Below are 21,235 nucleotides of genomic sequence, written 5' to 3'. Positions count from 1 at the left end.
CGTCACGCCGCGAGCCCCGCCGCGGCCGCTTGTTCGCCCCGTTGATCGACCCGATGCGCGGGCACGCATAGCGGCGCACCCGTTTGCGGATGTGCGATGCGCAGCATCGGCACACCGAACGTCGCTTCGAGCAGCGACGGCTCGATGATCGCATCGGGCGAGCCCTGCGCAACGATGCGCCCAGCCCGCATCAATACGATTTCGTCGCTGTAGGCAGCGGCTTGATTCAAGTCGTGCAGCACCCAGACGATAGTGAGCCCGCGCTCTCGGTTCAGCCGTCGCAACTCGGTGAGGATGTCGATCTGATGATGGATGTCCAAATAGGTGGTCGGCTCATCCAACAGGATGATGGATGCTTGCTGCGCGAGCGCCATCGCGATCCACGCGCGCTGCCGCTCGCCTCCCGACAGCGCGGCCACATCGTGCCCGGCCAACGCCGCCAGGCCGCTTGCGGCCAACGCATCATCGACGGTCGCTCGGTCGTTGGCCGACATACCGCGCAGCCATCCGCCATAGGCATAGCGCCCGTATTCGACGAGCTGCCGCACGCTCAGGCCCGCGGGGATTTGATTGAACTGCGCTAGCATCGTCAACGTACGCGCGAACTCGCGCCGCCGATATTCAGCGAGCGACTTGCCCGCCACCCTCACCTCGCCCGAGCGCATCGCCTGCAGCCCGGCAAGCGTGCGCAACAGCGTGCTCTTGCCGCATCCGTTCGCACCGCAAAGCGCGCTCACGCGGCCAGCCCGGATGTTCAGATCGAGCGAATCGAGCACGAGCCGATCCCGATAGCCGACCGACAGCGCTCGCGCCGCAAGCGCAAACGTCGAGCGATTGACTACGGCGCTCATGGAACGGCGCACACGGCATGGCCTTGCGGTGTCGTCGCTTGCGGGTCGCGATAGCTTTGTGCCATCGCGACCACGACTGTGCGCGGCCCTTCGAATGGTTCGCGAGCGTGGGCGCTTAGCATGTTGTCGAGCATCAGCACATCGCCTTGCGCCCATGGAAAGACGATACGCTCTCGATCGAGCACGCCGCGGATGTCGTCGAGCGCCGTCGTCTCCAGTGGTGTGCCGTCGCCGTAGTAGACGTTGCGCGGCAGATTGTCGATGCCAACCGCATCGACGAGTGCGTCCCGCATTTCCTCGTCGAGCGCGGATAAATGAAACAGATGGGCTTGATTGAACCACACCCGTTCGCCGGTGCGCGGATGCACCGCGACTGCCTGACAACGCTCGCGCGTGCGCAGCAGCAACTCGCCATCGGCGCATTCGCGCCATTCGCAGGCAATGCCGCGCGCCGCGCAATAGCGCTCGACCGCGCGCGGATCGTCGGTTCCGAACGCTTGCTGCCACGGCAAATCCAAACCCTGCCCGAAATTGCGCACGTACAACAATTCGCGTTCGGCGAAGCGCGCGACGAGCGCAGGATCGAGCGCGCGATAGATCGCGCGGCTATCCGCAATCGGCGTTGCACCGCCCGAACGCGCGGCCGTGGCGCAGTGAAACCAGATTCGCATCGGCCATTCCTTTGTGTAGGACTGTTCGTTGTGAAGCGGAATCGAGCGATGAGGCGGATATTCGGTTGACGTATAGACAGCACCCTCAACTTGCGTACGCGGCGTCGACGCGAATTCATACCCGATCAGCGGATCGCCGAACGACTGCGCGAAGCGCTGAAAAGCGTCGATCGACGGGATGCGAAAACCGCTGAAGAGCACGCCGCCGGCGCGCTCGATGCATGTGTTCGCGGCCTCGCGAAGCGCGATGGCGGCGGCATCGAGCCCAATCGCACCTGCGCCCGCCCGCGCGGACACGATAGTCGGCAAGCCGGGCTCGATGCGCAGGTCTTCGAGTTCGCAGTGGATGTCGATTTCGGTAGCAGGATGCGGCAATGGCAACGGCATAGCGTCAGTCCTCAGCCGATGCACCGTTTTCGGCGGCTTCCATATGGCGTCGCAAGCTGGCGGGGCGCATGTCGGTCCAGACCATTTCGATATGGGCAAGACAGGCGTCCTTCGGGCCGCTCACACCGACTTCGCGCCAGCCTGCGGGGACGGCGCGGAACGTCGGCCAGATCGAATATTGTTCTTCGTCGTTGATGACGACCGTATATTGCAGATCGTCGGCCTCGGCATCGGGCAGGAGTTCGGTGGCATGCGGATTCATGGCGTTATCGCAGTATCGAAGCGGTGGAATCAGTAGCGGGAAGTGGCAACAACTTTATGCCCTTGCTCAGTTGACGTTTGAAGCCCGGCTTTTTTTAGTCGGGCGACGCGTGCTAACGCAAGGCGGCTTGGTACCGCCTGCGAGTACACATTCGGCGCAATGCTGCGCGGCATCGCGCACCATGAAATGCACCAGCGTTTGCGACACATTGAGCGCACGCGCCGCTTCTTGCAGCGTTTGCTCGCGCAGCCTCACACGCTCGAACGCATGGCGGGTGCGCTCGGGCAGCGCGTTGAGTGCGTCGAACGCGCGATGCAGCGCCTCGCGCGTGAGCAGGGCCGATTCCGGCGTGGGCGCGGACGAAGCCACCTCCAACCCCTCCTCTTCGCCCGCATGCCAAATGTTTTCGAGCGTTTGCCGACGACATGCGTCGATCGACGCATTGCGGACCATGCGCGCGACATAGGCCGCGGGCTGCCTGATGGCGTCCTGATTCGGAAACGCTGTCAGCTTCACGAAAACGTCATGCACAACGTCCTCGGCGCGGCTCACGCAGCCCACGAACGAACGCGCGAGATTAACGAGCGCCCGCCGGTGCTCGATCAACACGTCGAGCAGCAGGCCACCGCAGCGCTCGCCGTTGACCGATGCGGGTGTCGATCTCGGTGCCGATGTTGCCTGCTGGCGCTCAACGCCTGACGTCCATCCCGCTACCTGTGCCATCGATTCGCCTCCGATACCGATCATGTCGAAGCCGAAATTTAACGTAAACGCGAATCATTCTCAATATTATTCCGAAAAATAATTGTAAGGATCGGGCGTCGCCGCGCGGCTAGGCTCGCCTGGATAGTGGGCGCCGTCGAACCCATTCGGCGAAAGCCTCGTCCTCGAAGCGGTAGTCGCCGAGCGAAACCCTTGTCACCACATTGAGCGCCTGCAGCCGTCGCAACGCGTGCGCGGCGGTATTCTTGGTGGCAGTCTTGCCCAGTAATTCCGACAGCCGGGCGAGCCCCGCCCCGCCGTGAATATCGGATTCCCCGCGCGCCAGCAGCGTGACGACGGCCCGATCGGCCGGATTCATGTCGTGCCATTGCTTGGCGAAATGCTCATCGGAAAACACGGAAGCCTTCGTGTTCGCGAGCGCCGCTTCCACGCCTTCAACTTGGTAGAGCATGTACCGTTCGACGAATCGCTTGAAAAACTCCGGCGTGCGATGGAGTTCGTCGAAAGCATGCTTACCCTGCGCGAGCGTGAGCCGATGGCGCGCCATGCTGTTCACGAGCTTGATGGTGAATGCGACGAAATCGTCTCCCAGCAGCGGGAATGGCTCCAACGAAGCCCAGTTGTAGAACGGCTGCGACGCGCGCGCGAACATCTCTCGCAAGGTCGTCTCGGAGCTGCCTGCGAAGATCACTTTGATGCGTTCCTTGCGGATATCGAGCGCCGCCCGCAGTGCGTGTGCGAAGTCGGTGTGGTCCGCGCGCGCGAGCACCTGCGCTTCGTCGATGACTAGCAGCAACGGTTTTTTTTGCCGATCCAGCTGCTTGAGCACTTGGCGAAGCGCGATTGCGCTATCGACGGCGGCGGGCGCCAGTTGCGCTTCGATGGCCCCTTCGGCGCCCGGGATCCTGGCGCTTGCCTTGACTGTCCGAACCGGGCGCCCGATTCGGGAGAGCACGCCTTTTACACCTTGCGGCTCGAGTGCGTCGGCAAGCGCTGCAACGAGGACGGCATCGGGCTCCGAACGGTTATCCCAGAGATTGGTGTATGCAACGAGATACCCGTGCGCAATCGCTGCGGGCAGCAGGTCGCGACGCAAGAACTCGGTCTTGCCCATGCGCCGGCGGGCAAACAGTCCGCGCGCGGACGACAGCTTCAGGTCGAAGGCTTGGAGATAGCCCAAAGCCAACTCGGGACGTGGAAAGTGCCACGGGTCCGGCTTGGAGGTTTCAAGGAGTATCATTCGTTTTGATAAGTATCAAATCCAATGATACCAAATGATACTGTCTATGGCAGCATCATCAAAATGAAAGCGCACGCCCGATCGCTGCGGCGTCAGTTCGGTGGAATATCCGGTGGCACGATGAACAAGCCGGCGGTGTATTCCATATTGAAGTAGCCGCAGCGTGCGTAAGCCGCGATCTGTTCGAGTCGCTCAGACAATGCGGCGCCATGATGCGCGACAAGCCGCTTGCGGTCGTCCGGTTCGACCCATTCGGATGTAAGCGGCGCGTGCTTCGACCGTTGCTTGTTCAAGCCGCGCGCGAGATACCGCACTCCTGCTCGAAACACCGTCGTTGCCAGCGTGCCCATCACTGCGTCGTCTGCCAGGGCGTGAGGCGCTTTTGCAGCCACCGCAAACCGATCTCTAGTGTCAATGCAACCGCGCCGATCACGAGGATGCCTGCAAGTACAACATCGGTGACCAGGAATCGGGACGCCGAATAAACCATGAATCCCAGGCCGCGCGTCGCGGCGATCAGTTCGGCGGCCACAAGAGTGGACCAGCCGGCGCCGAGTGCGATCCGCACACCCGTAAGGATGTCCGGCAGCGCGTTGGGCAGCACAACATAGCGAAGCAGTTTAAAGCGAGTCGCCCCTAATGACGCGGCCGCCTGCAACCGGCTTTTTGACACGCGACTCGCACCTGATGCCGTGGCGATCGCGAGCGGCGCAAAGATCGTCAGATAGATCAACAGCACTTTGGAAAGCTCGCCGATGCCAAACCAAATCACCATCAACGGCAGATAAGCGAGCGGCGGAATCGGTCGATAAAATTCGATCAGCGGATCCAGCGCGCCGCGGGCGATACGATTCGTCGCGATGAGCAAGCCCGCGGGAATCGCCGTCATAACGGCAAGGACGAACGCAATCGCAATGCGTGACAAACTGGCAAACAGATGCTGGAAGAGCGTCGCGTCATCGAAGCCGTCAGTGTTCAGCAGCACCAGTTTGCGCACGACGGCTTCCGGCGTCGGCAACAATACCGCGGGCAACCACTGCAGGTGGCCGACGACCCACCAACCCGAGAACAGCAGCGACACGACGACGATCGTCGCCGCGTGGCCAATATCGACGCGAGGCAAGCGTCGCCGCGCAGCGATGGCAATGCCAGGCGTTTCATTTGCGCCGGCTTTCGTTGGCGCCGGAATGCGCAGCGTCTGTTCAGTCGATGGCACGTGTCAGGCCTCCTCGGTCTCGCGAATGAGTTGATCGAGCAATGAAAGGCGAATCTCCACAAACGTGGGATCGGTCTTGATCGAGTGAGTCGGTTCGCCTGCGGCATAGCGGCGCGCGAAGTCGAGCTTGTGCCTTGCGACTACGCGGCCCGGCCTCGGAGACAGAATCAGCAGTTCGGTAGCAAGCATGACGGCCTCCTCGATACTGTGCGTAATCAGGAAAACGCCCTTCTTCGTTTTGTGCCACACGTCGAGCAGCAGCGTCTGCATATGCTCACGGGTGAGCGCATCGAGCGCACCCAGTGGCTCGTCCATCAGCAGGAACGCCGGATCGGCGGCAAGCGCCCGTGCCAGTCCGACACGTTGACGCATGCCGCCTGAAATCTCGTCGATGCGGTGATGCTCGAAGCCTTTCAGCTTGACGAGCTGAAGAACTTCCTCGGCGCGCGCGTGACGTGCGGAGCGGCCGATATCCTGCATGCGCAGACCGAAACTGACGTTATCGATCACGTTGAGCCACGGCATCAGTGCGTCGTCCTGGAATACAACGCCGCGGTTCGCATCGGGGCCGACAATCGACACATCGTCAATGGTGACGCGGCCCGACGTCGGCAAAAGAAACCCGGCGAGCAGTGATAAAAGCGTGCTCTTGCCGCAGCCGGAGGCGCCGAGCGCCACGACGATTTCGCCGCTGTGCACCGATACCGAGACATCTTGCAGCGCAGTGAGTTGGCCGCGCGGCGTATCGTAAATAACACTTGCGTGTCGCGCACTGAGTTCAGCCATGTCTTGCTCCGAGACCCGACGCCATGTTATTTCGATGCCGACGCCTGAATGTATCGCGCCGTGATCGAAGTGCTGTAGTCAGGCAGAACCTGGTCGATCTTCTTCTGTTCCTTCAGAAAGCGCGCCGTCGCTGCAACCGCCTTTGCCGTGCCGCCGCCAAGCAGCGCGCCGGATGCCTGCTCGGTTGCACCGGGATAGACATTGCCTGCGAGCAGTTGCGGTACGTCGGCCACCGTGGCGCCGCTCAACTTCGAAATTGCCGCTGCTTGCGGCGAGGCAGCTGTCCATGACTTTCCGTTGGCCCGATAGTCCGAAATTGCTTGCAATGTCACGGCCACGAACTTCTGGACGAAGTCTGGATGCGCTTGTGAGAAATCCTTGCGTACTGCCCACAAGTCGAACGTCGGCGAGCCCCACTGACCGACTTGCGTCGAGTCCACGAGCACCTTGCCGCTCTGCTTCGCTTTGCCAAGCGCTGGGTCCCACGTATAGGCCGCATCGATATCTCCACGCGACCATGCAGCGACGATTTCGGTCGGACCGAGGTTGACGATATGCAGCTGCTTCGCGTCGATATTCCAGTGCTTGAGCGCGGCTAGCAGACTGTAGTGGCTCGTCGATACAAACGGCGTCGCAATCGTCTTGCCAACGAGGTCTTGCTGTTTGTCGACGTGAGCGCCATTGCGAACGACCAGTGCTTCCGAAGCGCCGGTCAACGCATTGAGAACGACCGCTTCGATCGGCACGCCGCGGCTGATGGCGGCAGCAAATGGGCTGGAGCCGACGTCCCCGATTTGGATGTCGCCGGACGCCAGCGCCGCGACGACGTCTGCGCCAGTATCGAAGCGCCGCCAGTTGATGGTCCAGCCGGTGGCCTTTTCATACGCGGCGCTCGCCTGCGCGAGCTTGGCCGGATCGGCGCCGTATTGGTACGCGATGTTGACGGTTTCAGCTTGGACAACCGTGCCGTGGAGAAGTGTCAGCGCTAGCGCGGCAACAGCTACGAACGATGAGAATGGGTGTTTGAGTTTCATGAGCGCTTAAGCCTGGCACGAAGAAGCGATTGGTGGATTTGTCCCCCAGATTAGCGGCTTCGGCCGGCGCGATGAAACAAGCAAATCAGCGTTAGATATGCAAAGTTCTGCGAAAGAAGCTTGAAGATTTCAGCCAGTTTCATGCGGTTCGATAGGTATCAAAACCGGCGATACCAAATGATACTTACTTCACGCGTCAGCGCATCTCATGGAGCCACCAGCGCTGTCGCTCGCGCACTTTCCGAGAGAAGGACACATCATGGAGCGCTACAAAAACCTAAACGGGGACTCCGGAGTCGCTTCCTATGAAATCGGCGACGACTTCATATGGGTGGTCTTTTCTGATGGCGTGCGCTATCAGTACACCTACGCGCGGACGGGCAAAGAGAACGTCGAACGTATGAAGCGGCTCGCCGTGGACGGACGCGGACTTAGCAGCTTCATCGCGAGAAATCCGGCGCTCAGAAATGGGTACGCGGAAAAGCGACCATAGCGGATGTTGGTGATATCGCGTTCGTCCGTTTCGCGCTCCGCTCGGGAAGTGCTCAGGCGAGCCCGCCGTCGGCGTCGATGACCTGACCGCTGATCCAGGCGGCGTCAGCCGACACCATGAATGCAACGACGCGTGCAATATCGTCGGGCTCACCGATGCGGCCAAGCGCGGTATTTCTTATCAACGCTTCCCGGTCCTCCGTGGAAAGCACGCGCGCCAGCATTGCCGTATCGACGATCCCCGGCGCGATGGCGTTGACGGTGATGCCGCGTGGCCCGAGTTCAGCGGCCTGACAACGTGCAACGGCCTCGAGTGCCGCTTTGGTCGCCGCGTAGATCGAGCACCCGGGGGCAATCCTTCTCGCGAGTCCCGAACCGACATAGACGATACGTCCTCCCGAGCGCAAATGCTGCGCCGCCACCTGCGTCGCGATCAGCGGGCCGCGAAGGTTCACGTTGAAATGCTCGTCGATGTGGGCGACGTCGATATCCGAAAGCGGCCGCTTGTCGTAGATAGCAGCGTTATTGATCAAAACGTCCAACTGCCCCGCCTCGCGTATCACCGCTGCCACCAGATCGCGAATCTGCCCGGGCTCGCGCAGATCGGCAGGTAACGCGCGCGCGACTCCGCCCGCGGCCTCGATGCGCGCCACGACCGAGCGGGCCTCGGCCTCGAACGCCGCATCGCGATAGTGAACGAAAACTCGCATGCCGTCAGCAGCCAGACGCGTCGCGATCGCCGCGCCGATCCCGCGCGATGCGCCCGTTACGATAGCCACTCTCGTCGCTCGCGTCATGGCGCATCCTTGGCGTCGAGATTTCGGTTGGCACGAAACAGGTTATCGGAATCGTAGCGCCGCTTGAGGCTGAGCAACCGCGCATAGCCTGGCCCATAAGCTGCCGGGATGCGATGGTCCTCGTCATCGTCGAGATAGTTCACGTATGCTCCTTCAATCGCAAATGGCCGAACCGCATCGCCGAGGTCGCGCACCCATCGAATATGCTGCGACGCTGGCTCGCTCTGCCTGAACCCGGCCACGGCAAGGAACGAATAGTGCGCGGCGCGGCCGCGAAACGCCGTCGCTTCGGCAGGCACACGCGCGATGGCCCCCCCCAGATGTTCGATGAACACCTTCGTCAACGGCGCCGTAATCCGTTTGCAGTGTTCGAGTATGGCCGTCATGAGTTCGTCATCGAGCGCCGACAGATAGTGCGAGCGCAAGTGATAGCGGCCGCCGACCGGCGTGCTGCTGTCGTGCACTGCCTGCAGCCCGGCCACGCTCATCGCCTTTACCGAGGTCCTCCACGGTATGCCGAGGCGGTCCAGCGGCGCCAGCACCCGGTCTGCGTCGCCCGTATTGCCGCTGAAACAGATGCCGATGCCAGCCGCGTGTGTGCCGTCTTCGCCCCCCATGTAGTAAAAGTGCGTCGTGAGCGTATCGGGCGCATTGATCGTCAGCATCTTGTAGACTTCGAGCACCTCTCGCGCACGCTCGGCAGGATAGACGAGCACACCCGCCCATACGCGGGGAATCGTATGCAGGTGCAGCGTCAGCGAAGTCACGACACCGAAATTCGAGCCGGCGCCGCGCATGGCCCAAAAGAGATCAGGATCGGCGTCGGCCGTCACGGTGCGCATCTCACCGTCGGCCGTGACCAGATCGAGCGCCGCGATGTTGTCGCAGCCTGCGCCGCAGCGGCGCATGAGCCACCCGAACCCGCCATGCAAGACGAACCCCGCCACGCCGACCGTGGCAACGGAGGCACCGGTCGTCGCCAGTCCATACGGCTCGACGGCGTCGCAGAGCTCTCCCCAGCGAACACCCGGCTGTACCGTAATCAACTGCCGAGGTGCGTCGACCTCGATCGCGCGCATTCGCGAGGTACAGAGCACGAGCGCATCGTCGGGGATCGATCTGGCCGCCACATCATGACCCGTGCCCATGACGGCGAGTGGCGCGCGTGTGGTGCGCGCATATTCGAGCACCCGGCGAACATCGGATACATCCTGGCAGCACGCAATCAACGCCGGACGCCGATCCACACCTTTCCAGGCTGTGCGCATGCGATCGTAGTCATCGTGCTCCGGGGCGATGAGCGCGCCCCGGAAGCCAAGGCGCGCTAGCGAAGTGGCAGGCATCGATCGTCGCCTCATGAAACGTTCGGCATCCGAACAGGGCTCAGATGAAAGAATGCGACCTTCCAGCATGCCGGCTGTCGAACCCAAACGGTCGAGCAATAAATGCGGTTCGATGATCGAGGCCCCGCGGGGCGATCAAGCGCGTGGCTGACGATCACGAGATGCTTGGCGCGGCGGATCATATGAAATCCGCTCAAAGTGGGATCGCCGGCAACGCCAGCGGCTGGCTCGAAGCGCAGGCCCGCATCGATGTGGGGTGTCCCGGACAAGAGCAGCGTCTCGAGCGTGCCGCGATCGTCGTTGAGTAACGCGCAGATGAAGCGATGCTGTTGTGCGTACAACGCCGCTTCGGTCGTGCTGTCGGCCATCGTCTGTTCGGCAAACCTGGACGCGGCTTCCGGCGTCGCGATGCAATCCCACATGTATGTCGGATCAGCGAAGTTATTCGCGAAAGCATCGGCGATCGGCTGGTGCTGCTGAGCGCGCTCCATGAGCCGCTGCACGTGCGGCTCGGGCCCAGCGAGGAATGAATTGGTCCATTCCGTGGTGTTTGCCGTCAATACCGCGGCACGCGCCTCCCATCGATTTGCGAAGGTCTCATCGAAATGCTCCGCTTCGAGAATCAACCGCCCAAGCTCAAATGCACAGCATGACGCAAGGTTCGCACCCTGCCCGGTTAGTGGATCGTTGACGACGAGCGCGTCGCCGACGGCGACGACGACCGCACCCGACTGCAAGCGTGCCCATGCGCGACGCACGCAAGGGACGATCGCTCCTTGCAACAGATCGAGCGGGCGCACCAGTTCGAAATGCGCGGCATCGATTCGCGCGGCGATCTCAGGGGAGTAATCGCGAACCAGCGCCAGTATCGGCTCGATCACGCGGCCCGGATCGCCGTTCGTATAATCGGCGCGCACGACGCTATCCCATGGACCGTTCGGAATCGCTTCGAACGTCAAGCCCGTCACCGGGCCCGAGAACGTCAGCACGGGCGTCTGAAAGATCTCGCCGCAGCCCGCCACGACCTCGAAATGCAGGCCGATCGGATCGGGCTGCGCAACGCCGTTGAAATACCCGGCGAGAATGCGACGCTGCGGCTCGTGATAAGGCGATCGCTCAACGATGCGCTCGAAGACATTGGAGAGCCCGGCGCGCCCCGTGCTGACGACTACGAGGTCATGCCGCGCGGCGATCGCGTCGAGCGCAGTCGCATCCACCGCACCGATTTTGACCGTGGCGCCACGACGCTCCACTTCTTCGAGCAGCCGCGGCAGATAGAGACGAAAATCGACGAACGTGGCCGGCTCGAACAGATCACCGCGAAAAGCAACCGGATCGCGATCCCCATCCCGCACGCGCACATGCGCGCAATGCATCGCATAATCCTGCGCAGGCCAGAATGCTACACCGAGTTCCGCTTCGCGACGCTGTGTGGGTCCAAACCGGGCGACGTTATTCGGCAAACGGGCACTGCGCTGCTCATCGGGCGTGGCAGCCGCATAGACTGTCACGTCGAACCCTTCGCGCTGCAGCAGCAACGCGAGGTGCAGCCCCGCGATACCCGCTCCGACAACACCAATAGAAGCCATTGTGCTCATCTCCTGACCAAACACCGATATGCGTCGCTCAGCCGCTCGCAGAGGCGCTTATCCGCGGGCAGCGTGGCATCGTCGATCTGACGAACGGGCAATACCTCCATTGCCGTACCCGTCAAAAAGACCTCTTGCGACGCGAGCAAGTCGCGCACCGTCATCGGCTGTTCGCGAACGGCGATGCCTTCCCCGCGCGCCAATCCAATGATCGTGCGCCGCGTGATGCCGTCGAGGCAGTGGACCGCAGGCGGTGTTACAAGCACACCGTCGCATACAGCGAACAGATTGGCACCGGTCGCTTCTGCAACGCAGCCCTCATGATCGAGGAACAACGCATCATCGAACCCTGCGCGCCGCGCGGCATGCAGACCGAGCGTAGCAACCGCATAGTGGCAAGCCGCTTTCGCGTTGAGCGGGGCTGCCGCCGGCGAAGGTTTTCGCCATTTACTCACCGTGATCCGAATGCCTTCGGTACGCTGTTCAGGCGTGATGACATCGGTCCAAGGAATGACGGCGATCGCGAGATGCACGGTTGTCGCGGCCGCCGAGATGCCGATTTGCTCTGCGCCTCGCCAGGCGACAGTACGGATATAGGCTTCTTCCAGACGCGAGGTACTGACGAGCTCGCGTGTGGCCGCGTCGATCGCCTCGGCCGGAAACGGCAACGCCATTTCGAACACGGTTGCCGAGCGCTCGAGGCGGGCAATGTGCTCGGCGAGGGCATAGACGCGCCCTCCATAAGCGCGCGCGCCCTCAAAAACGCAGCTTGCGTTGTTCAATCCATGACTGAGCACATGCAGTGTGCCGTCACTGTAGTCGCATTGCCGACCATCGACCCATACTGAAATCGACGCCGGATCGAGAACGAGTGCGCTCATCTTCCATTTCCTGTTTGCAGCAGCGACGCCATGGTCGCTTGCATTGCCGCTTCGGCGAGCGCGCGCAATTGGAGCAACTGCGGGGTCCACTGCGGCTGGTGCGGAAAAACATAGTTCGCCAGCGGACGAAATACGTTTGCACCGAGGCTCGCTTTTACGTTCGGTGCGCCGCGCCCGAGGCTGAATACGCGCACGCCGCGCTCCGCGCCCCAACAATAGACGTCATAGATCGTGCTCGCGTAAAGATTCTGATCGCGCGGCACCCGATCATGATCGATGCCGTGCACGATGAGGCTGATCATTCGCGCGTGATCGTCATGCGCAAGCAGGCACGCTTGCACCGCCTCACCCGTGGCACGCACGGTCTGCAGCGCGATGCCGACCCGCGCCCCGAGCGGCGAGTCGAACAGCATTTCGACGAGAGACGGCGCGAAATGATTTGAACGATGTCCATACTTTGCGAGGTTCTGACGGTGCAGGCGATCGAAGGTCGGAATCCAGGCCTTTGCCGATTCACCCCAGTGGATCGAAAAAGCGTACTCCGCATCCGCCTTGCGAGCCTGCTTGCGCAATCGCCGATAGCGGTCGCCGCCGAGTTGCGCGCGCAGGCTCGCATGCACGTCGCCTTCGGAAATAAAGCGCGACTCCACAAACCAGGGCAACTCGATGAACTTCGCGTCCCTGAGCGTCGCCGCCTTAGCCCGATCGACGACAGGAATCAATGTCACGTCCGCGCGCGCATCGCCCCCTTGCTCGATGAGCGATGGCACCTGATCAGGCACGGGCGCAGCCGTCTGCGGCGCGTAGAAATACCCGCTTGGTACATGCGCCACGCAATCGTCGAGCGCAGTTGTCGATGCACTCAGTCCGTGCGCAACGTTTGCCCAATGAATAATGCGTCCGAGCGCGACATTGGGTTCAGCGCTGCCATAGAGCGCGCAAAAGAGGCGCCGGAATACGATGTCGGCGTCGGCCGCCTCGAACAGCGGGACGCTCGCGCACGAGATCATTCGCATTCCTCAACGATCGGCATGGCTCTCCTGATGCATGAGCGCCTGCCAACCGGTCTGCGCACGCCACCAGACCGTACTGCACGCCATGTGTTCGGGCAACTGCTCGCCACGGTACGCCCCCTTCTGAGAAAGCTCGTAGGCAATAACGTAAGCGTCGGACGTGAGCCACGACACCTGGAAGTTCGATGCGCCCCAGTGCTCGATCTCAGCTGTGGTGATGTTCTCGATCAAATCAGGATGACGCTTGTGGCCGAAGTCGGGATCGACACCAAAACCGTCGGGCGCCATCAGCGCGGTCATGACAGCCTGATCACGTCGATAGATCGCGCTGAGGATCATCAGCTCGCGCTCGACAAGCTCGCGATGCGCCACGCTGGCCGTCATGTGTGCTCCTCGCCCGATGACGCGAGCACGGCGATGCGGGAACAAAGCATCTCGATCATCTGCCATCCCATCTCGAGCTCGTTGGTCAGTTGCGCCAGGTCAACGGAACGATCTTGCGCGAGCAGTTCTCTGCCCATTTGCAAATGGTGCTCATCGAACGCGGCATGGACAGCGAAGTACTTCGAATCGGGAAAAAGCGCCTTCGCTCGGCTGTGGAAGACGAGCGAGCTGCTTTCCAGCACGAAGTGCATAAGTACCGTGCGCGCAGCGGACGTCGAAGCAACCATGCGGTCGACAAACCAAGACGACACGGCGTCGATAATCGGGTCCCAGCGCCGCTTGGCGGTGTCACCGCGTGTGCGCGCGAGTTCCGCGTTGTGCCCGATCTCTTCGGCCAGATGACGCTGAGCGACCGTACACGCGCGTGGATCGGACTCGGCATAGACGCGTGCGCAGGCAATGCGCTGGAACGCATCGGACCATGGCTGCAGAAAGTCGAGCATCCGCGCGCGGACCTCTGCATTTACGTGCGCTGTGCCATCGACGAGATCGAACAGCGGATTGTTCGCGAATCGCTCCATGTGCTCTTGCGCGAGCGCTTCGAACGCTTGCAGTTTGTTGTCCGGTTGAGCGAACTCGACCTGCGGACGCGCGGCGTCATCGTAAAGTGCCGATTCCTCGAACTGGATCGAGAGCGCCCAAAAGCCATCTGGCGACCCGCCGATAAAACCATGGCGAGCGCCAGGCGGAACGGCGACGATGTCACCAGCCCTGATGCCTTGGCTGCCTTGGTCGATATCACCGATCACCGTGCCACATCCTTCGGCAATCACGATCATCGATTTCGTCTCGTGCGTGTGCGTGTCGAGTGCCTCGCCCGATGCGAGCCGAACCCAACTCAGCGAAAGCGGAGCAACGAGCGGCAAAAAGGCCGCGAGCTCGGCATCGCTGCGAAACGATCGCACTTCGCCGAGGGTATGGCGCTGGCCGGCGACCACGACGGAACTCAGGCATGACAATGCGTGTCTGCCAATCACACGCACGGCAGCCGCGCCGGTCAGCGCGCGATCCATCGAATCCGCCGCAGACATTTGCCGCGCCGCAACTGCACTATTCTCAGACAACGCTCTCTCCACAAAACGAACGGCTTGACGCCAATAGCCGACCAAATCGAGGCACGCGAATGCCTGATCCGGAACGCATGGTTTGGAAGAACAATAGCAACGGCGCATGGGGCGGCGGATCACGAATTCGCGTAGCCTGCTGTGCGTAACGGCGTTATCCCTACTGAATGCGTGAGTGAACCCCTACGAACGGGTGAGCAGTCAGCGGTCTTGGTAGATTGGTGAGGGGCACAAATACTATGGGCGGTCTTTTCAGATGGCGTGCGTTACCAGTACGCCTACGCGAGAACTGGCAAAGAGAACGTTGAACGTATGAAGCGGCTCGCCATGGACGGACGTGGATTTAGCAGCTTCATCGCGAGAAATCCTGGTGTCAGAAATGGGTACGAGGAACAGTGACCATAGCGGATGTTGGGGATATCGCGTTCTTGCGTTCGCGGTCACCTTTCGATTCGGTGATACCCTACTGCCGCACAAATTTGACAATAGTCAGTCGCGCGACAGCCGACAAAAACTGAGAGAGAATATGGGCCAAACCTCGCAGCCGGGTTCTATCCGGTATTCAAACAGAATATGGAAGCGATCGGGCTAACGGCGCCGACGAATTTATTCTCGTCGCAAACGAGCGCGCTTCAAACAATCGGTCAACTGGCTGGACTGGTCAAGACGTTCGGCATGAAGGTCACCATTCGCGAACTGATCGGCGCGGGCGATTTAGCCGACAAGCTCGCATATGCAGAGGCGTTGTATGCCGCCTATTACCTGGGCGGGTCCATCGAGAGCCTCGCAGTCGCGGCGGACGCGTTCTACGCCTGCAAAGCAGGCCCGCTCGCAGCGGCGCGTATGCATCAGGCACTATTCGCGCAGGGCATTGCGTTGATTCAACCGATGCACGTTTTCCTTGCGCAACACCCCGAAGTTTTTGACGTATCGTCTCCTCAACGCGCGTTTTACGGAATGCATGCAAGGACGGGGATGGGAGTGAAGTAATGAAAGCAAGGCTCATCGATCGCGGCTTGCTTCTGTTGACCTCACTAGCATTCGTCGGCGGGGTAATGCTTATGTCGCGTTGGCTCGGAAACGAAAACGTTTACTCGCTCATCACGGCGGTAACGATATGTGCGCTTTGGTTCAAGGTCGCGCGTTTGACGAAACTGTTGCGCGAGCATGGCATCGACCCGCGGCAAAAGCCAGCGAAGGACGTCGACGGCGCGGGAAACCATAGTGAATGAAATGAAGGGCCACGTTGTATAAATCAGCTACCGCAGCATCGTCCGCGACAACCTGCTCGCGAAACCCGAGGACCGGCTATGATCAATTCGATGCTGCTCGAAGAAGTCGAATCGTTCGCGCGTCGCGAGCGCGGGTTGTCAAAGAGCAAGGTCATCACGCAGACCACGACGCTTGAAGACGATCTCGGCATTACTGGCATCGAGGGCGAAATGTTCATGGAAGCCTTCTTCGCCCACTTCAAGGTTGAAGAAGGCGACTTCTCGTCGGGGCGCTACTTCATGGACGAGGGTTCCGGTCTGCTGCTCATGCTCGTGACGGCACTGTCCAGGAAGCGGCGCAAGGCGCTCGATCGCACTCCTATCACGGTCAGCATGCTCGTCACCGCTGCCGGCCTTGGCAGGTGGGATTCAGAGAAAGTGGAGAAGGCCCCCACTGACAAATAGACAACGACGACCGAAGCAAGGCTCCGAATTCCGGCATGCCTTCTTAAAGCGTGATGTCTCCGTAAGAGAGGGGATGTGTCCGCCGGAAATGGAAAAGGAGTTACAGACTCACATCTGTAACTCCTTGACATTCCTGGTCGGGGCGAGAGGATTTGAACCTCCGACCACCTGCACCCCATGCAGGTACGCTACCAGGCTGCGCTACGCCCCGAAAGCGTTCGAGTATAACAGACGTTTTGACCGATTAGAACCACTCACATACGTTAACGACGCAACAACTCGATCACACTGCGCAGCTCGTTACGAAGCCTTTCAACGTCGACCATTGATGCATTCGACGCAGCAGCGACAGAAGCACTCGCCGCCCCCTGCTGCCCCTCATCCTGCTCATCTTCGATCACCGCACCGCGCGCATCGAGCCGGTTACGCGCGCCATTGATCGTGAAGCCTTGTTCGTAAAGCAATTCGCGAATGCGGCGAATCAACAATACTTCGTGATGTTGATAATAGCGGCGGTTGCCGCGCCGCTTCACCGGACGCAACTGCGTGAACTCCTGCTCCCAATAACGAAGCACATGGGGCTTGACGCCGCATAGTTCGCTGACTTCACCGATCGTGAAGTAGCGCTTCGCCGGAATCGGAGGCAAGACGACTTTCTCGACCGTCGTTGTCATCGTCAGTTAACCGTCGTGGTAAAGGGACGCAAAGGACGCAAATGCACACGCATTGGAACACGCATTGCGCCGCGCGTTCTTTCAGGCTTTAACGCGGAAAAGTCGGCTCGACACCGTTTTCAACCAGCGCCTTCAATTTCTGACTGGCATGAAACGTCACGACACGGCGCGCGGCAATCGGTATCGCCTCGCCCGTTTTCGGATTCCGGCCGGGCCGCTGCGGCTTGTCCCGCAATTGGAAATTACCGAAGCCCGACAGCTTCACGCTGTCACCGCTTTCCAGTGCATCGCGAATCGCGTCGAAAAACGCCTCAACCATATCCTTGGCCTCGCGCTTGTTGAGCCCGACATTGTCGAACAGCAACTCGGCCAGTTCGGCTTTGGTGAGCGTAGGCGTTTCGGACGAGGCGCTCGCGGGCGGAGTCGGAATTTCGCGAATCATGGCGCCACGCTGCGCCGAAAGAAGGGCTTCGAAATCACTCGAGTTCATTTCATTCATATCTAAAAACAGCGGCCATCCGATGCTGGCGCCATACGCCAGCATCTATCCGAAGCTGTTCGTGCTTATCCCCGCAACCGCGCACCGTAGACTCGAGCCAGACGGTCCACCAAGGCCTTGACGGCCGCGTCGACCGTCTCGTCCTGCAGCGTGCCGCCAGTATCTTGCAGGGTCACGCGGAAGGCAAGGCTTTTCTCGTGCGCAGCCAGGCCGCCGGAAGTATTTGATTTTGCACGAAATTCATCGAAGAGCGCAACCCTTTGAACAAACTTGCATGGCCCCTCGCCGAGCGCCTTTTGCATCTCGTCCAACAGGGCCTGCACTTCGATTTTTTGATCGACCACCACGGCAATATCGCGTCGCACCGGCGGAAATTTCGATACATCGAAAAGCGCCGGCAGCGTACGCGCCATCAACGCCTGGGCGTCGAGCTCGAAGACAATAGGCGCGTGCGGCAAATCGTATTTCTGCATCCAACGCGGATGCAGCTCGCCGATCCAACCCAACTCACGCCCACCGTGCTCGATGCGCGCGCTGCGCCCAGGATGCAGCGCCGGGTGCTCGGCTTTTACGAAGCGCACCGTCAGCGGGGCGAAAAGCGCCTCTACATCCCCCTTCACATCAAAAAAATCGACCATGCGCGTCGGCGCGCCCCATTGCTCTTCCAATGCGGAACCGTATGCGAGCCCGCCGATGCGCGTCGGCTGCGCATAGCCTTCGACCGTGAATTCACCCGCCGCCAACGACGCGTCGCGTACAAACACACGGCCCGCCTCAAAAATGCGGACGCGTTCCGCACGTCGATTGAGGTTGTGACGCAAAACGCTTACGAGCGAGCCCGCAAGCGTCGTGCGCATCACCGACATCTGGCTTGCGATCGGGTTGATCAGCCGCACGGGATTATCGTTGCCGGCGAAATCACGCTCCCAAGCTTCGTCGACAAAGCTGAAGTTGACCGTCTCCGCATAATCGCGTGCAGCAAGCGCGTGACGAATCGCGTGAATCGAGCGCTGCGTCTCGTTCGTCGCGCGCATCTCGTTGGCAGCGATTGGCGGCCGTGCCGGAATCCGCTCGAACCCATAGATGCGCGCGACTTCCTCGATGAGGTCCTCTTCGATTTCGATATCGAAGCGGTACGGCGGCGGTGTCACCGTGAACGCGTCGCCGTCGAATTCGAACGCGAGGCCAAGTCGGGTGAAGATCCGGGCCATCTCGTCCGCATGAACCGGCACGCCGATGATCCGCTGCGCGCGTGCCACGCGCATCGTCACGGCTTCGCGTTTGGGCACGTTGACCGACTGATCGTCGACCGGCCCGGTCTTGCCGCCGCAGATATCGAGGATCAACTGCGTGACGCGCTCGAGATGCTCAGCCGTGGTCGAGTAGTCGACGCCGCGCTCGAAACGATGGGCCGCATCGGTCGAAAAACTATATTTGCGAGCGCGCCCACGAATGCTGTCGGGCCACCAGAACGCGGCCTCCAGATAAATGCTCGTCGTATCGAGCGTCACCGCGGTACTGTCGCCGCCCATGATGCCGGCAAGGCTTTCGACCTGGCGGTCGTCAGCGATCACGCCAACCGTTTCGTCGAGCTCGACCGTATTGCCGTTCAACAACTTGAGCGTTTCGCCGCGGCGGCCCCAGCGCACTTCCATGCCGCCGTGGATCTTGTCGAGGTCGAAGACATGCGTCGGCCGCCCAATCTCGAGCATCACATAGTTCGAAATATCGACGAGCGCGGAAATGCTTCTTTGCCCCGAACGTTCGAGACGCTCGACTATCCACTGCGGCGACTTCGCACGTGCGTTGACGCCGCGAATGACACGCCCCGAAAAACGGCCGCACAGTTCGGGCGCGACAATCTTGACCGGCAATATCTCGTCGAGCGTAACCGCCACGGGTGCAATGGCCAACGGCTTCAATTCAGCACCGGTGATAGCGGCCGTCTCGCGCGCCACGCCGAAGACCGACAAGCAATCGGCTTTGTTCGGCGTCAGCTTGATTTCGAAAATCTTGTCGTCGAGCTTCAGCGTTTGCCGGATATCCTCACCCACCGGCGTGTCCGCCGGCAGAATCAGCAACCCGCTGTGATCTTCCGAAAGCTTGAGCTCGCGCGCCGAGCACAGCATGCCTTCGCTTTGCACGCCACGCAGCTTCGACAGTTTGATCTCGAACGGCGCACCGCCCTCCTCGACCGGCGGCAACTGCGCCCCGACGAGCGCGACGGGCACCTTGATGCCCGGCGCCACGTTCGGCGCGCCGCAGACGATATTGAGCACGGCCCCCGTGCCCGCATCGACCTGACAAACGTTGAGCTTGTCGGCATCCGGATGTTTGACGACCTCGAGCACACGGCCGACGACAATCTTCGATGTCGCAGGCGCGGCCGCGCGCAACGATTCGACTTCGAGACCGGCCATCGTCAGCGCGTGCGCCAGTTCGTCCGTTGTCAGTTGCGGATCGACGAAGGTGCGAAGCCAGGATTCAGGGAATTGCATGAGTGTCTAGGTTCGAATGAGTGAGGTCCAAGTCCGGCGCAATATCAGCGGCAACGGCAACGACAGCGCACGCCTTACGCGAATTGCCGCAAAAAGCGCAGATCGTTCTCGAAAAACAGTCGCAGATCCTGCACGCCGTAGCGCAGCATCGCGAGCCGCTCGAGACCACTGCCGAACGCGAAGCCGATATAGCGCTCCGGGTCGAGCCCCATGTTTCGGACGACGTTCGGATGGACTTGCCCGGAGCCTGATATCTCCAGCCATTTTCCGGCGTTCTTGCCTTCTTCGAACCGCATGTCGATTTCGGCGGAGGGCTCGGTGAACGGGAAATACGATGGACGAAACCGCACCGAGATATCGTCGCGCTCAAAGAACTTCTTCAGGAAATCGGTATAGACGCCCTTTAAATCGGCGAAGCTGATGTGCTCGTCGATCCAGAGCCCTTCGACCTGATTGAACATCGGTGAATGCGTTGCATCGCTGTCGACGCGGTAGGTACGTCCCGGCACGATGACCTTGATGGGCGGCTTGTGATTGCGCGCGTAACGCACCTGCATCGGGCTCGTATGCGTACGCAACAATAATGCGCGACCACTCGCATCGGTGCCGTCGATATAAAACGTGTCTTGCATCGAACGCGCCGGATGATTCTCGGGGCTGTTCAATGCGGTGAAGTTGTACCAGTCCGTTTCGATTTCGGGGCCGTCCGCCACGTCGAAACCGATCGAACCAAAAATCTGTTCCACGCGCTCCCACGTACGCATCACCGGATGCAGACTGCCGCAACCCGTACCGCGCCCCGGCAGCGTGACGTCGACTGCCTCGGCAGCCAGGCGCTGATCGAGCAGCGCTTGCGCCAGTGCCTCGCGACGTGCGGCGAGCGCGGCCTCCACCTGCTGCTTGGCCACGTTGATGCGGGCACCCTCGATTTTGCGAGCCTCGGGATCAAGCTTGCCGAGCCCCTTGAGCAACTCGGTCAATGCGCCCGCCTTGCCAAGAAAGCGCGCCTTCTCGTTTTCGAGCGTGACACTGTCGGCAGCGCCGTCAAACGCTTTTCTCGCTTCGGCAACAATCTGGTCCAGATCCATTGATCCC

23 protein-coding genes and 1 tRNA gene are annotated in these 21,235 nt (G+C 61.0%); 3 read left to right on the top strand and 21 right to left on the bottom strand.

The window, feature by feature from the left end; all coding sequences use genetic code 11:
- Nucleotides 1–2: 2 nt before the first annotated feature.
- The 9 genes from ACSQ20_RS06255 to tauA all read right to left on the bottom strand — a co-directional run bounded on the left by ACSQ20_RS06255 (nt 3) and on the right by tauA (nt 7,170).
- A complete protein-coding gene (locus ACSQ20_RS06255; protein ID WP_436018296.1) occupies nt 3–851 on the bottom strand; it encodes an ABC transporter ATP-binding protein in 849 nt (282 codons plus the stop codon).
- Nucleotides 848–1,909, bottom strand: a complete 1,062-nt coding sequence (locus ACSQ20_RS06250; RefSeq protein ID WP_436018295.1) for a TauD/TfdA family dioxygenase — start codon at nt 1,907–1,909, stop codon at nt 848–850. Before ACSQ20_RS06250 ends, ACSQ20_RS06255 begins: the two co-directional genes overlap by 4 nt.
- A gap of 4 nt (nt 1,910–1,913) precedes the next feature.
- Nucleotides 1,914–2,171: an MbtH family protein gene (locus tag ACSQ20_RS06245; protein WP_436018294.1), complete on the bottom strand. Its 258-nt coding sequence runs from the start codon at nt 2,169–2,171 to the stop codon at nt 1,914–1,916.
- A gap of 66 nt (nt 2,172–2,237) precedes the next feature.
- Complete coding sequence (locus ACSQ20_RS06240; RefSeq protein ID WP_436018293.1) at nt 2,238–2,894, bottom strand: RNA polymerase factor sigma-70; 657 nt, start codon at nt 2,892–2,894, stop codon at nt 2,238–2,240.
- Between the two features lie 109 nt (nt 2,895–3,003).
- Nucleotides 3,004–4,074 (bottom strand): hypothetical protein, encoded by a 1,071-nt coding sequence (locus tag ACSQ20_RS06235; protein ID WP_436018292.1) that lies wholly within the window; start codon nt 4,072–4,074, stop codon nt 3,004–3,006.
- Between the two features lie 152 nt (nt 4,075–4,226).
- Nucleotides 4,227–4,484: a hypothetical protein gene (locus ACSQ20_RS06230; protein WP_436018291.1), complete on the bottom strand. Its 258-nt coding sequence runs from the start codon at nt 4,482–4,484 to the stop codon at nt 4,227–4,229.
- Nucleotides 4,484–5,350 carry an ABC transporter permease subunit gene (locus ACSQ20_RS06225; RefSeq protein ID WP_436018290.1) on the bottom strand — a complete coding sequence of 289 codons (867 nt, stop codon included), beginning with the start codon at nt 5,348–5,350 and terminating at the stop codon, nt 4,484–4,486. The genes ACSQ20_RS06230 and ACSQ20_RS06225 overlap by 1 nt, the downstream gene beginning before the upstream one ends.
- 3 nt (nt 5,351–5,353) lie before the next feature.
- A complete protein-coding gene (locus ACSQ20_RS06220; protein ID WP_436018289.1) occupies nt 5,354–6,136 on the bottom strand; it encodes a taurine ABC transporter ATP-binding protein in 783 nt (260 codons plus the stop codon).
- 26 nt (nt 6,137–6,162) lie between these two features.
- Nucleotides 6,163–7,170 (bottom strand): taurine ABC transporter substrate-binding protein, encoded by a 1,008-nt coding sequence (tauA, locus tag ACSQ20_RS06215; protein WP_436018288.1) that lies wholly within the window; start codon nt 7,168–7,170, stop codon nt 6,163–6,165.
- A 259-nt stretch (nt 7,171–7,429) separates the two neighbouring features.
- Here tauA and ACSQ20_RS06210 point away from each other — a divergent pair, with 259 nt between their 5' ends.
- Nucleotides 7,430–7,663 (top strand): hypothetical protein, encoded by a 234-nt coding sequence (locus ACSQ20_RS06210; RefSeq protein ID WP_436018287.1) that lies wholly within the window; start codon nt 7,430–7,432, stop codon nt 7,661–7,663.
- Between the two features lie 52 nt (nt 7,664–7,715).
- Here the strand turns inward: ACSQ20_RS06210 and ACSQ20_RS06205 are convergent, their stop codons facing one another.
- From ACSQ20_RS06205 to ACSQ20_RS06175, 7 genes are read right to left on the bottom strand one after another with little or no spacing between them, the layout of a single operon-like run.
- Nucleotides 7,716–8,459, bottom strand: coding sequence for an SDR family NAD(P)-dependent oxidoreductase (locus ACSQ20_RS06205; RefSeq protein ID WP_436018286.1), 744 nt, complete (start codon nt 8,457–8,459; stop codon nt 7,716–7,718).
- Nucleotides 8,456–9,802, bottom strand: a complete 1,347-nt coding sequence (locus ACSQ20_RS06200; protein WP_436018285.1) for an FAD-binding oxidoreductase — start codon at nt 9,800–9,802, stop codon at nt 8,456–8,458. The genes ACSQ20_RS06205 and ACSQ20_RS06200 overlap by 4 nt, the downstream gene beginning before the upstream one ends.
- 11 nt (nt 9,803–9,813) lie before the next feature.
- A complete protein-coding gene (locus ACSQ20_RS06195) occupies nt 9,814–11,391 on the bottom strand; it encodes a styrene monooxygenase/indole monooxygenase family protein (RefSeq protein WP_436018284.1) in 1,578 nt (525 codons plus the stop codon).
- A gap of 5 nt (nt 11,392–11,396) precedes the next feature.
- Entirely contained in the window at nt 11,397–12,272 is an 876-nt protein-coding gene (locus ACSQ20_RS06190) for an aminotransferase class IV (protein WP_436018283.1), read from the bottom strand.
- Nucleotides 12,269–13,288: a GNAT family N-acetyltransferase gene (locus ACSQ20_RS06185; protein ID WP_436018282.1), complete on the bottom strand. Its 1,020-nt coding sequence runs from the start codon at nt 13,286–13,288 to the stop codon at nt 12,269–12,271. Before ACSQ20_RS06185 ends, ACSQ20_RS06190 begins: the two co-directional genes overlap by 4 nt.
- Before the next feature lie 3 nt (nt 13,289–13,291).
- Nucleotides 13,292–13,669: a hypothetical protein gene (locus ACSQ20_RS06180; protein WP_436018281.1), complete on the bottom strand. Its 378-nt coding sequence runs from the start codon at nt 13,667–13,669 to the stop codon at nt 13,292–13,294.
- Complete coding sequence (locus tag ACSQ20_RS06175; RefSeq protein ID WP_436018280.1) at nt 13,666–14,760, bottom strand: cupin domain-containing protein; 1,095 nt, start codon at nt 14,758–14,760, stop codon at nt 13,666–13,668. Before ACSQ20_RS06175 ends, ACSQ20_RS06180 begins: the two co-directional genes overlap by 4 nt.
- A gap of 606 nt (nt 14,761–15,366) precedes the next feature.
- Between ACSQ20_RS06175 and ACSQ20_RS06170 the strand changes: the two genes are divergently transcribed.
- Both ACSQ20_RS06170 and ACSQ20_RS06165 read left to right on the top strand, forming a co-directional pair.
- Nucleotides 15,367–15,783: a hypothetical protein gene (locus tag ACSQ20_RS06170; RefSeq protein ID WP_436018279.1), complete on the top strand. Its 417-nt coding sequence runs from the start codon at nt 15,367–15,369 to the stop codon at nt 15,781–15,783.
- Nucleotides 15,784–16,103: 320 nt separating this feature from the next.
- On the top strand, nt 16,104–16,469 hold the full coding sequence (locus ACSQ20_RS06165) for a DUF1493 family protein (RefSeq protein ID WP_436018278.1): 366 nt from the start codon (nt 16,104–16,106) through the stop codon (nt 16,467–16,469).
- Between the two features lie 134 nt (nt 16,470–16,603).
- Here the strand turns inward: ACSQ20_RS06165 and ACSQ20_RS06160 are convergent.
- From ACSQ20_RS06160 to pheS, 5 genes are all read right to left on the bottom strand, one after another.
- Nucleotides 16,604–16,680 (bottom strand) — tRNA-Pro (locus tag ACSQ20_RS06160).
- 52 nt (nt 16,681–16,732) lie between these two features.
- On the bottom strand, nt 16,733–17,143 hold the full coding sequence (locus ACSQ20_RS06155; protein WP_436018277.1) for a MerR family transcriptional regulator: 411 nt from the start codon (nt 17,141–17,143) through the stop codon (nt 16,733–16,735).
- A gap of 88 nt (nt 17,144–17,231) precedes the next feature.
- Entirely contained in the window at nt 17,232–17,642 is a 411-nt protein-coding gene (locus ACSQ20_RS06150; RefSeq protein WP_436018276.1) for an integration host factor subunit alpha, read from the bottom strand.
- Nucleotides 17,643–17,707: 65 nt separating this feature from the next.
- Nucleotides 17,708–20,140, bottom strand: coding sequence for a phenylalanine--tRNA ligase subunit beta (pheT, locus tag ACSQ20_RS06145; RefSeq protein WP_436018275.1), 2,433 nt, complete (start codon nt 20,138–20,140; stop codon nt 17,708–17,710).
- A gap of 74 nt (nt 20,141–20,214) precedes the next feature.
- Nucleotides 20,215–21,228, bottom strand: a complete 1,014-nt coding sequence (gene pheS / locus ACSQ20_RS06140) for a phenylalanine--tRNA ligase subunit alpha (protein WP_436022943.1) — start codon at nt 21,226–21,228, stop codon at nt 20,215–20,217.
- Nucleotides 21,229–21,235 lie beyond the last annotated feature (7 nt).

Source organism: Trinickia sp. LjRoot230 (assembly GCF_964253315.1).
GTDB lineage: Bacteria > Pseudomonadota > Gammaproteobacteria > Burkholderiales > Burkholderiaceae > Trinickia.
The sequence above is the reverse complement of the archived record's forward strand: the minus strand, read 5'-3'. Positions and strand labels throughout refer to the sequence as shown.

Excerpts from the sequence above, each read along its gene's own strand:
- ACSQ20_RS06255 (WP_436018296.1), bottom strand. The coding sequence starts at position 851 with ATGAGCGCCGTAGTCAATCGCTCGACGTTTGCGCTTGCGGCGCGAGCG.
- ACSQ20_RS06250 (WP_436018295.1), bottom strand. The coding sequence starts at position 1,909 with ATGCCGTTGCCATTGCCGCATCCTGCTACCGAAATCGACATCCACTGC.
- ACSQ20_RS06245 (WP_436018294.1), bottom strand. The coding sequence starts at position 2,171 with ATGAATCCGCATGCCACCGAACTCCTGCCCGATGCCGAGGCCGACGAT.
- ACSQ20_RS06240 (WP_436018293.1), bottom strand. The coding sequence starts at position 2,894 with ATGGCACAGGTAGCGGGATGGACGTCAGGCGTTGAGCGCCAGCAGGCA.
- ACSQ20_RS06230 (WP_436018291.1), bottom strand. The coding sequence starts at position 4,484 with ATGGGCACGCTGGCAACGACGGTGTTTCGAGCAGGAGTGCGGTATCTC.
- ACSQ20_RS06220 (WP_436018289.1), bottom strand. The coding sequence starts at position 6,136 with ATGGCTGAACTCAGTGCGCGACACGCAAGTGTTATTTACGATACGCCG.
- tauA (WP_436018288.1), bottom strand. The coding sequence starts at position 7,170 with ATGAAACTCAAACACCCATTCTCATCGTTCGTAGCTGTTGCCGCGCTA.
- ACSQ20_RS06210 (WP_436018287.1), top strand. The coding sequence starts at position 7,430 with ATGGAGCGCTACAAAAACCTAAACGGGGACTCCGGAGTCGCTTCCTAT.
- ACSQ20_RS06205 (WP_436018286.1), bottom strand. The coding sequence starts at position 8,459 with ATGACGCGAGCGACGAGAGTGGCTATCGTAACGGGCGCATCGCGCGGG.
- ACSQ20_RS06200 (WP_436018285.1), bottom strand. The coding sequence starts at position 9,802 with ATGCCTGCCACTTCGCTAGCGCGCCTTGGCTTCCGGGGCGCGCTCATC.
- ACSQ20_RS06195 (WP_436018284.1), bottom strand. The coding sequence starts at position 11,391 with ATGGCTTCTATTGGTGTTGTCGGAGCGGGTATCGCGGGGCTGCACCTC.
- ACSQ20_RS06190 (WP_436018283.1), bottom strand. The coding sequence starts at position 12,272 with ATGAGCGCACTCGTTCTCGATCCGGCGTCGATTTCAGTATGGGTCGAT.
- ACSQ20_RS06185 (WP_436018282.1), bottom strand. The coding sequence starts at position 13,288 with ATGCGAATGATCTCGTGCGCGAGCGTCCCGCTGTTCGAGGCGGCCGAC.
- ACSQ20_RS06180 (WP_436018281.1), bottom strand. The coding sequence starts at position 13,669 with ATGACGGCCAGCGTGGCGCATCGCGAGCTTGTCGAGCGCGAGCTGATG.
- ACSQ20_RS06175 (WP_436018280.1), bottom strand. The coding sequence starts at position 14,760 with ATGTCTGCGGCGGATTCGATGGATCGCGCGCTGACCGGCGCGGCTGCC.
- ACSQ20_RS06170 (WP_436018279.1), top strand. The coding sequence starts at position 15,367 with ATGGAAGCGATCGGGCTAACGGCGCCGACGAATTTATTCTCGTCGCAA.
- ACSQ20_RS06165 (WP_436018278.1), top strand. The coding sequence starts at position 16,104 with ATGATCAATTCGATGCTGCTCGAAGAAGTCGAATCGTTCGCGCGTCGC.
- ACSQ20_RS06155 (WP_436018277.1), bottom strand. The coding sequence starts at position 17,143 with ATGACAACGACGGTCGAGAAAGTCGTCTTGCCTCCGATTCCGGCGAAG.
- ACSQ20_RS06150 (WP_436018276.1), bottom strand. The coding sequence starts at position 17,642 with ATGAATGAAATGAACTCGAGTGATTTCGAAGCCCTTCTTTCGGCGCAG.
- pheT (WP_436018275.1), bottom strand. The coding sequence starts at position 20,140 with ATGCAATTCCCTGAATCCTGGCTTCGCACCTTCGTCGATCCGCAACTG.
- pheS (WP_436022943.1), bottom strand. The coding sequence starts at position 21,228 with ATGGATCTGGACCAGATTGTTGCCGAAGCGAGAAAAGCGTTTGACGGC.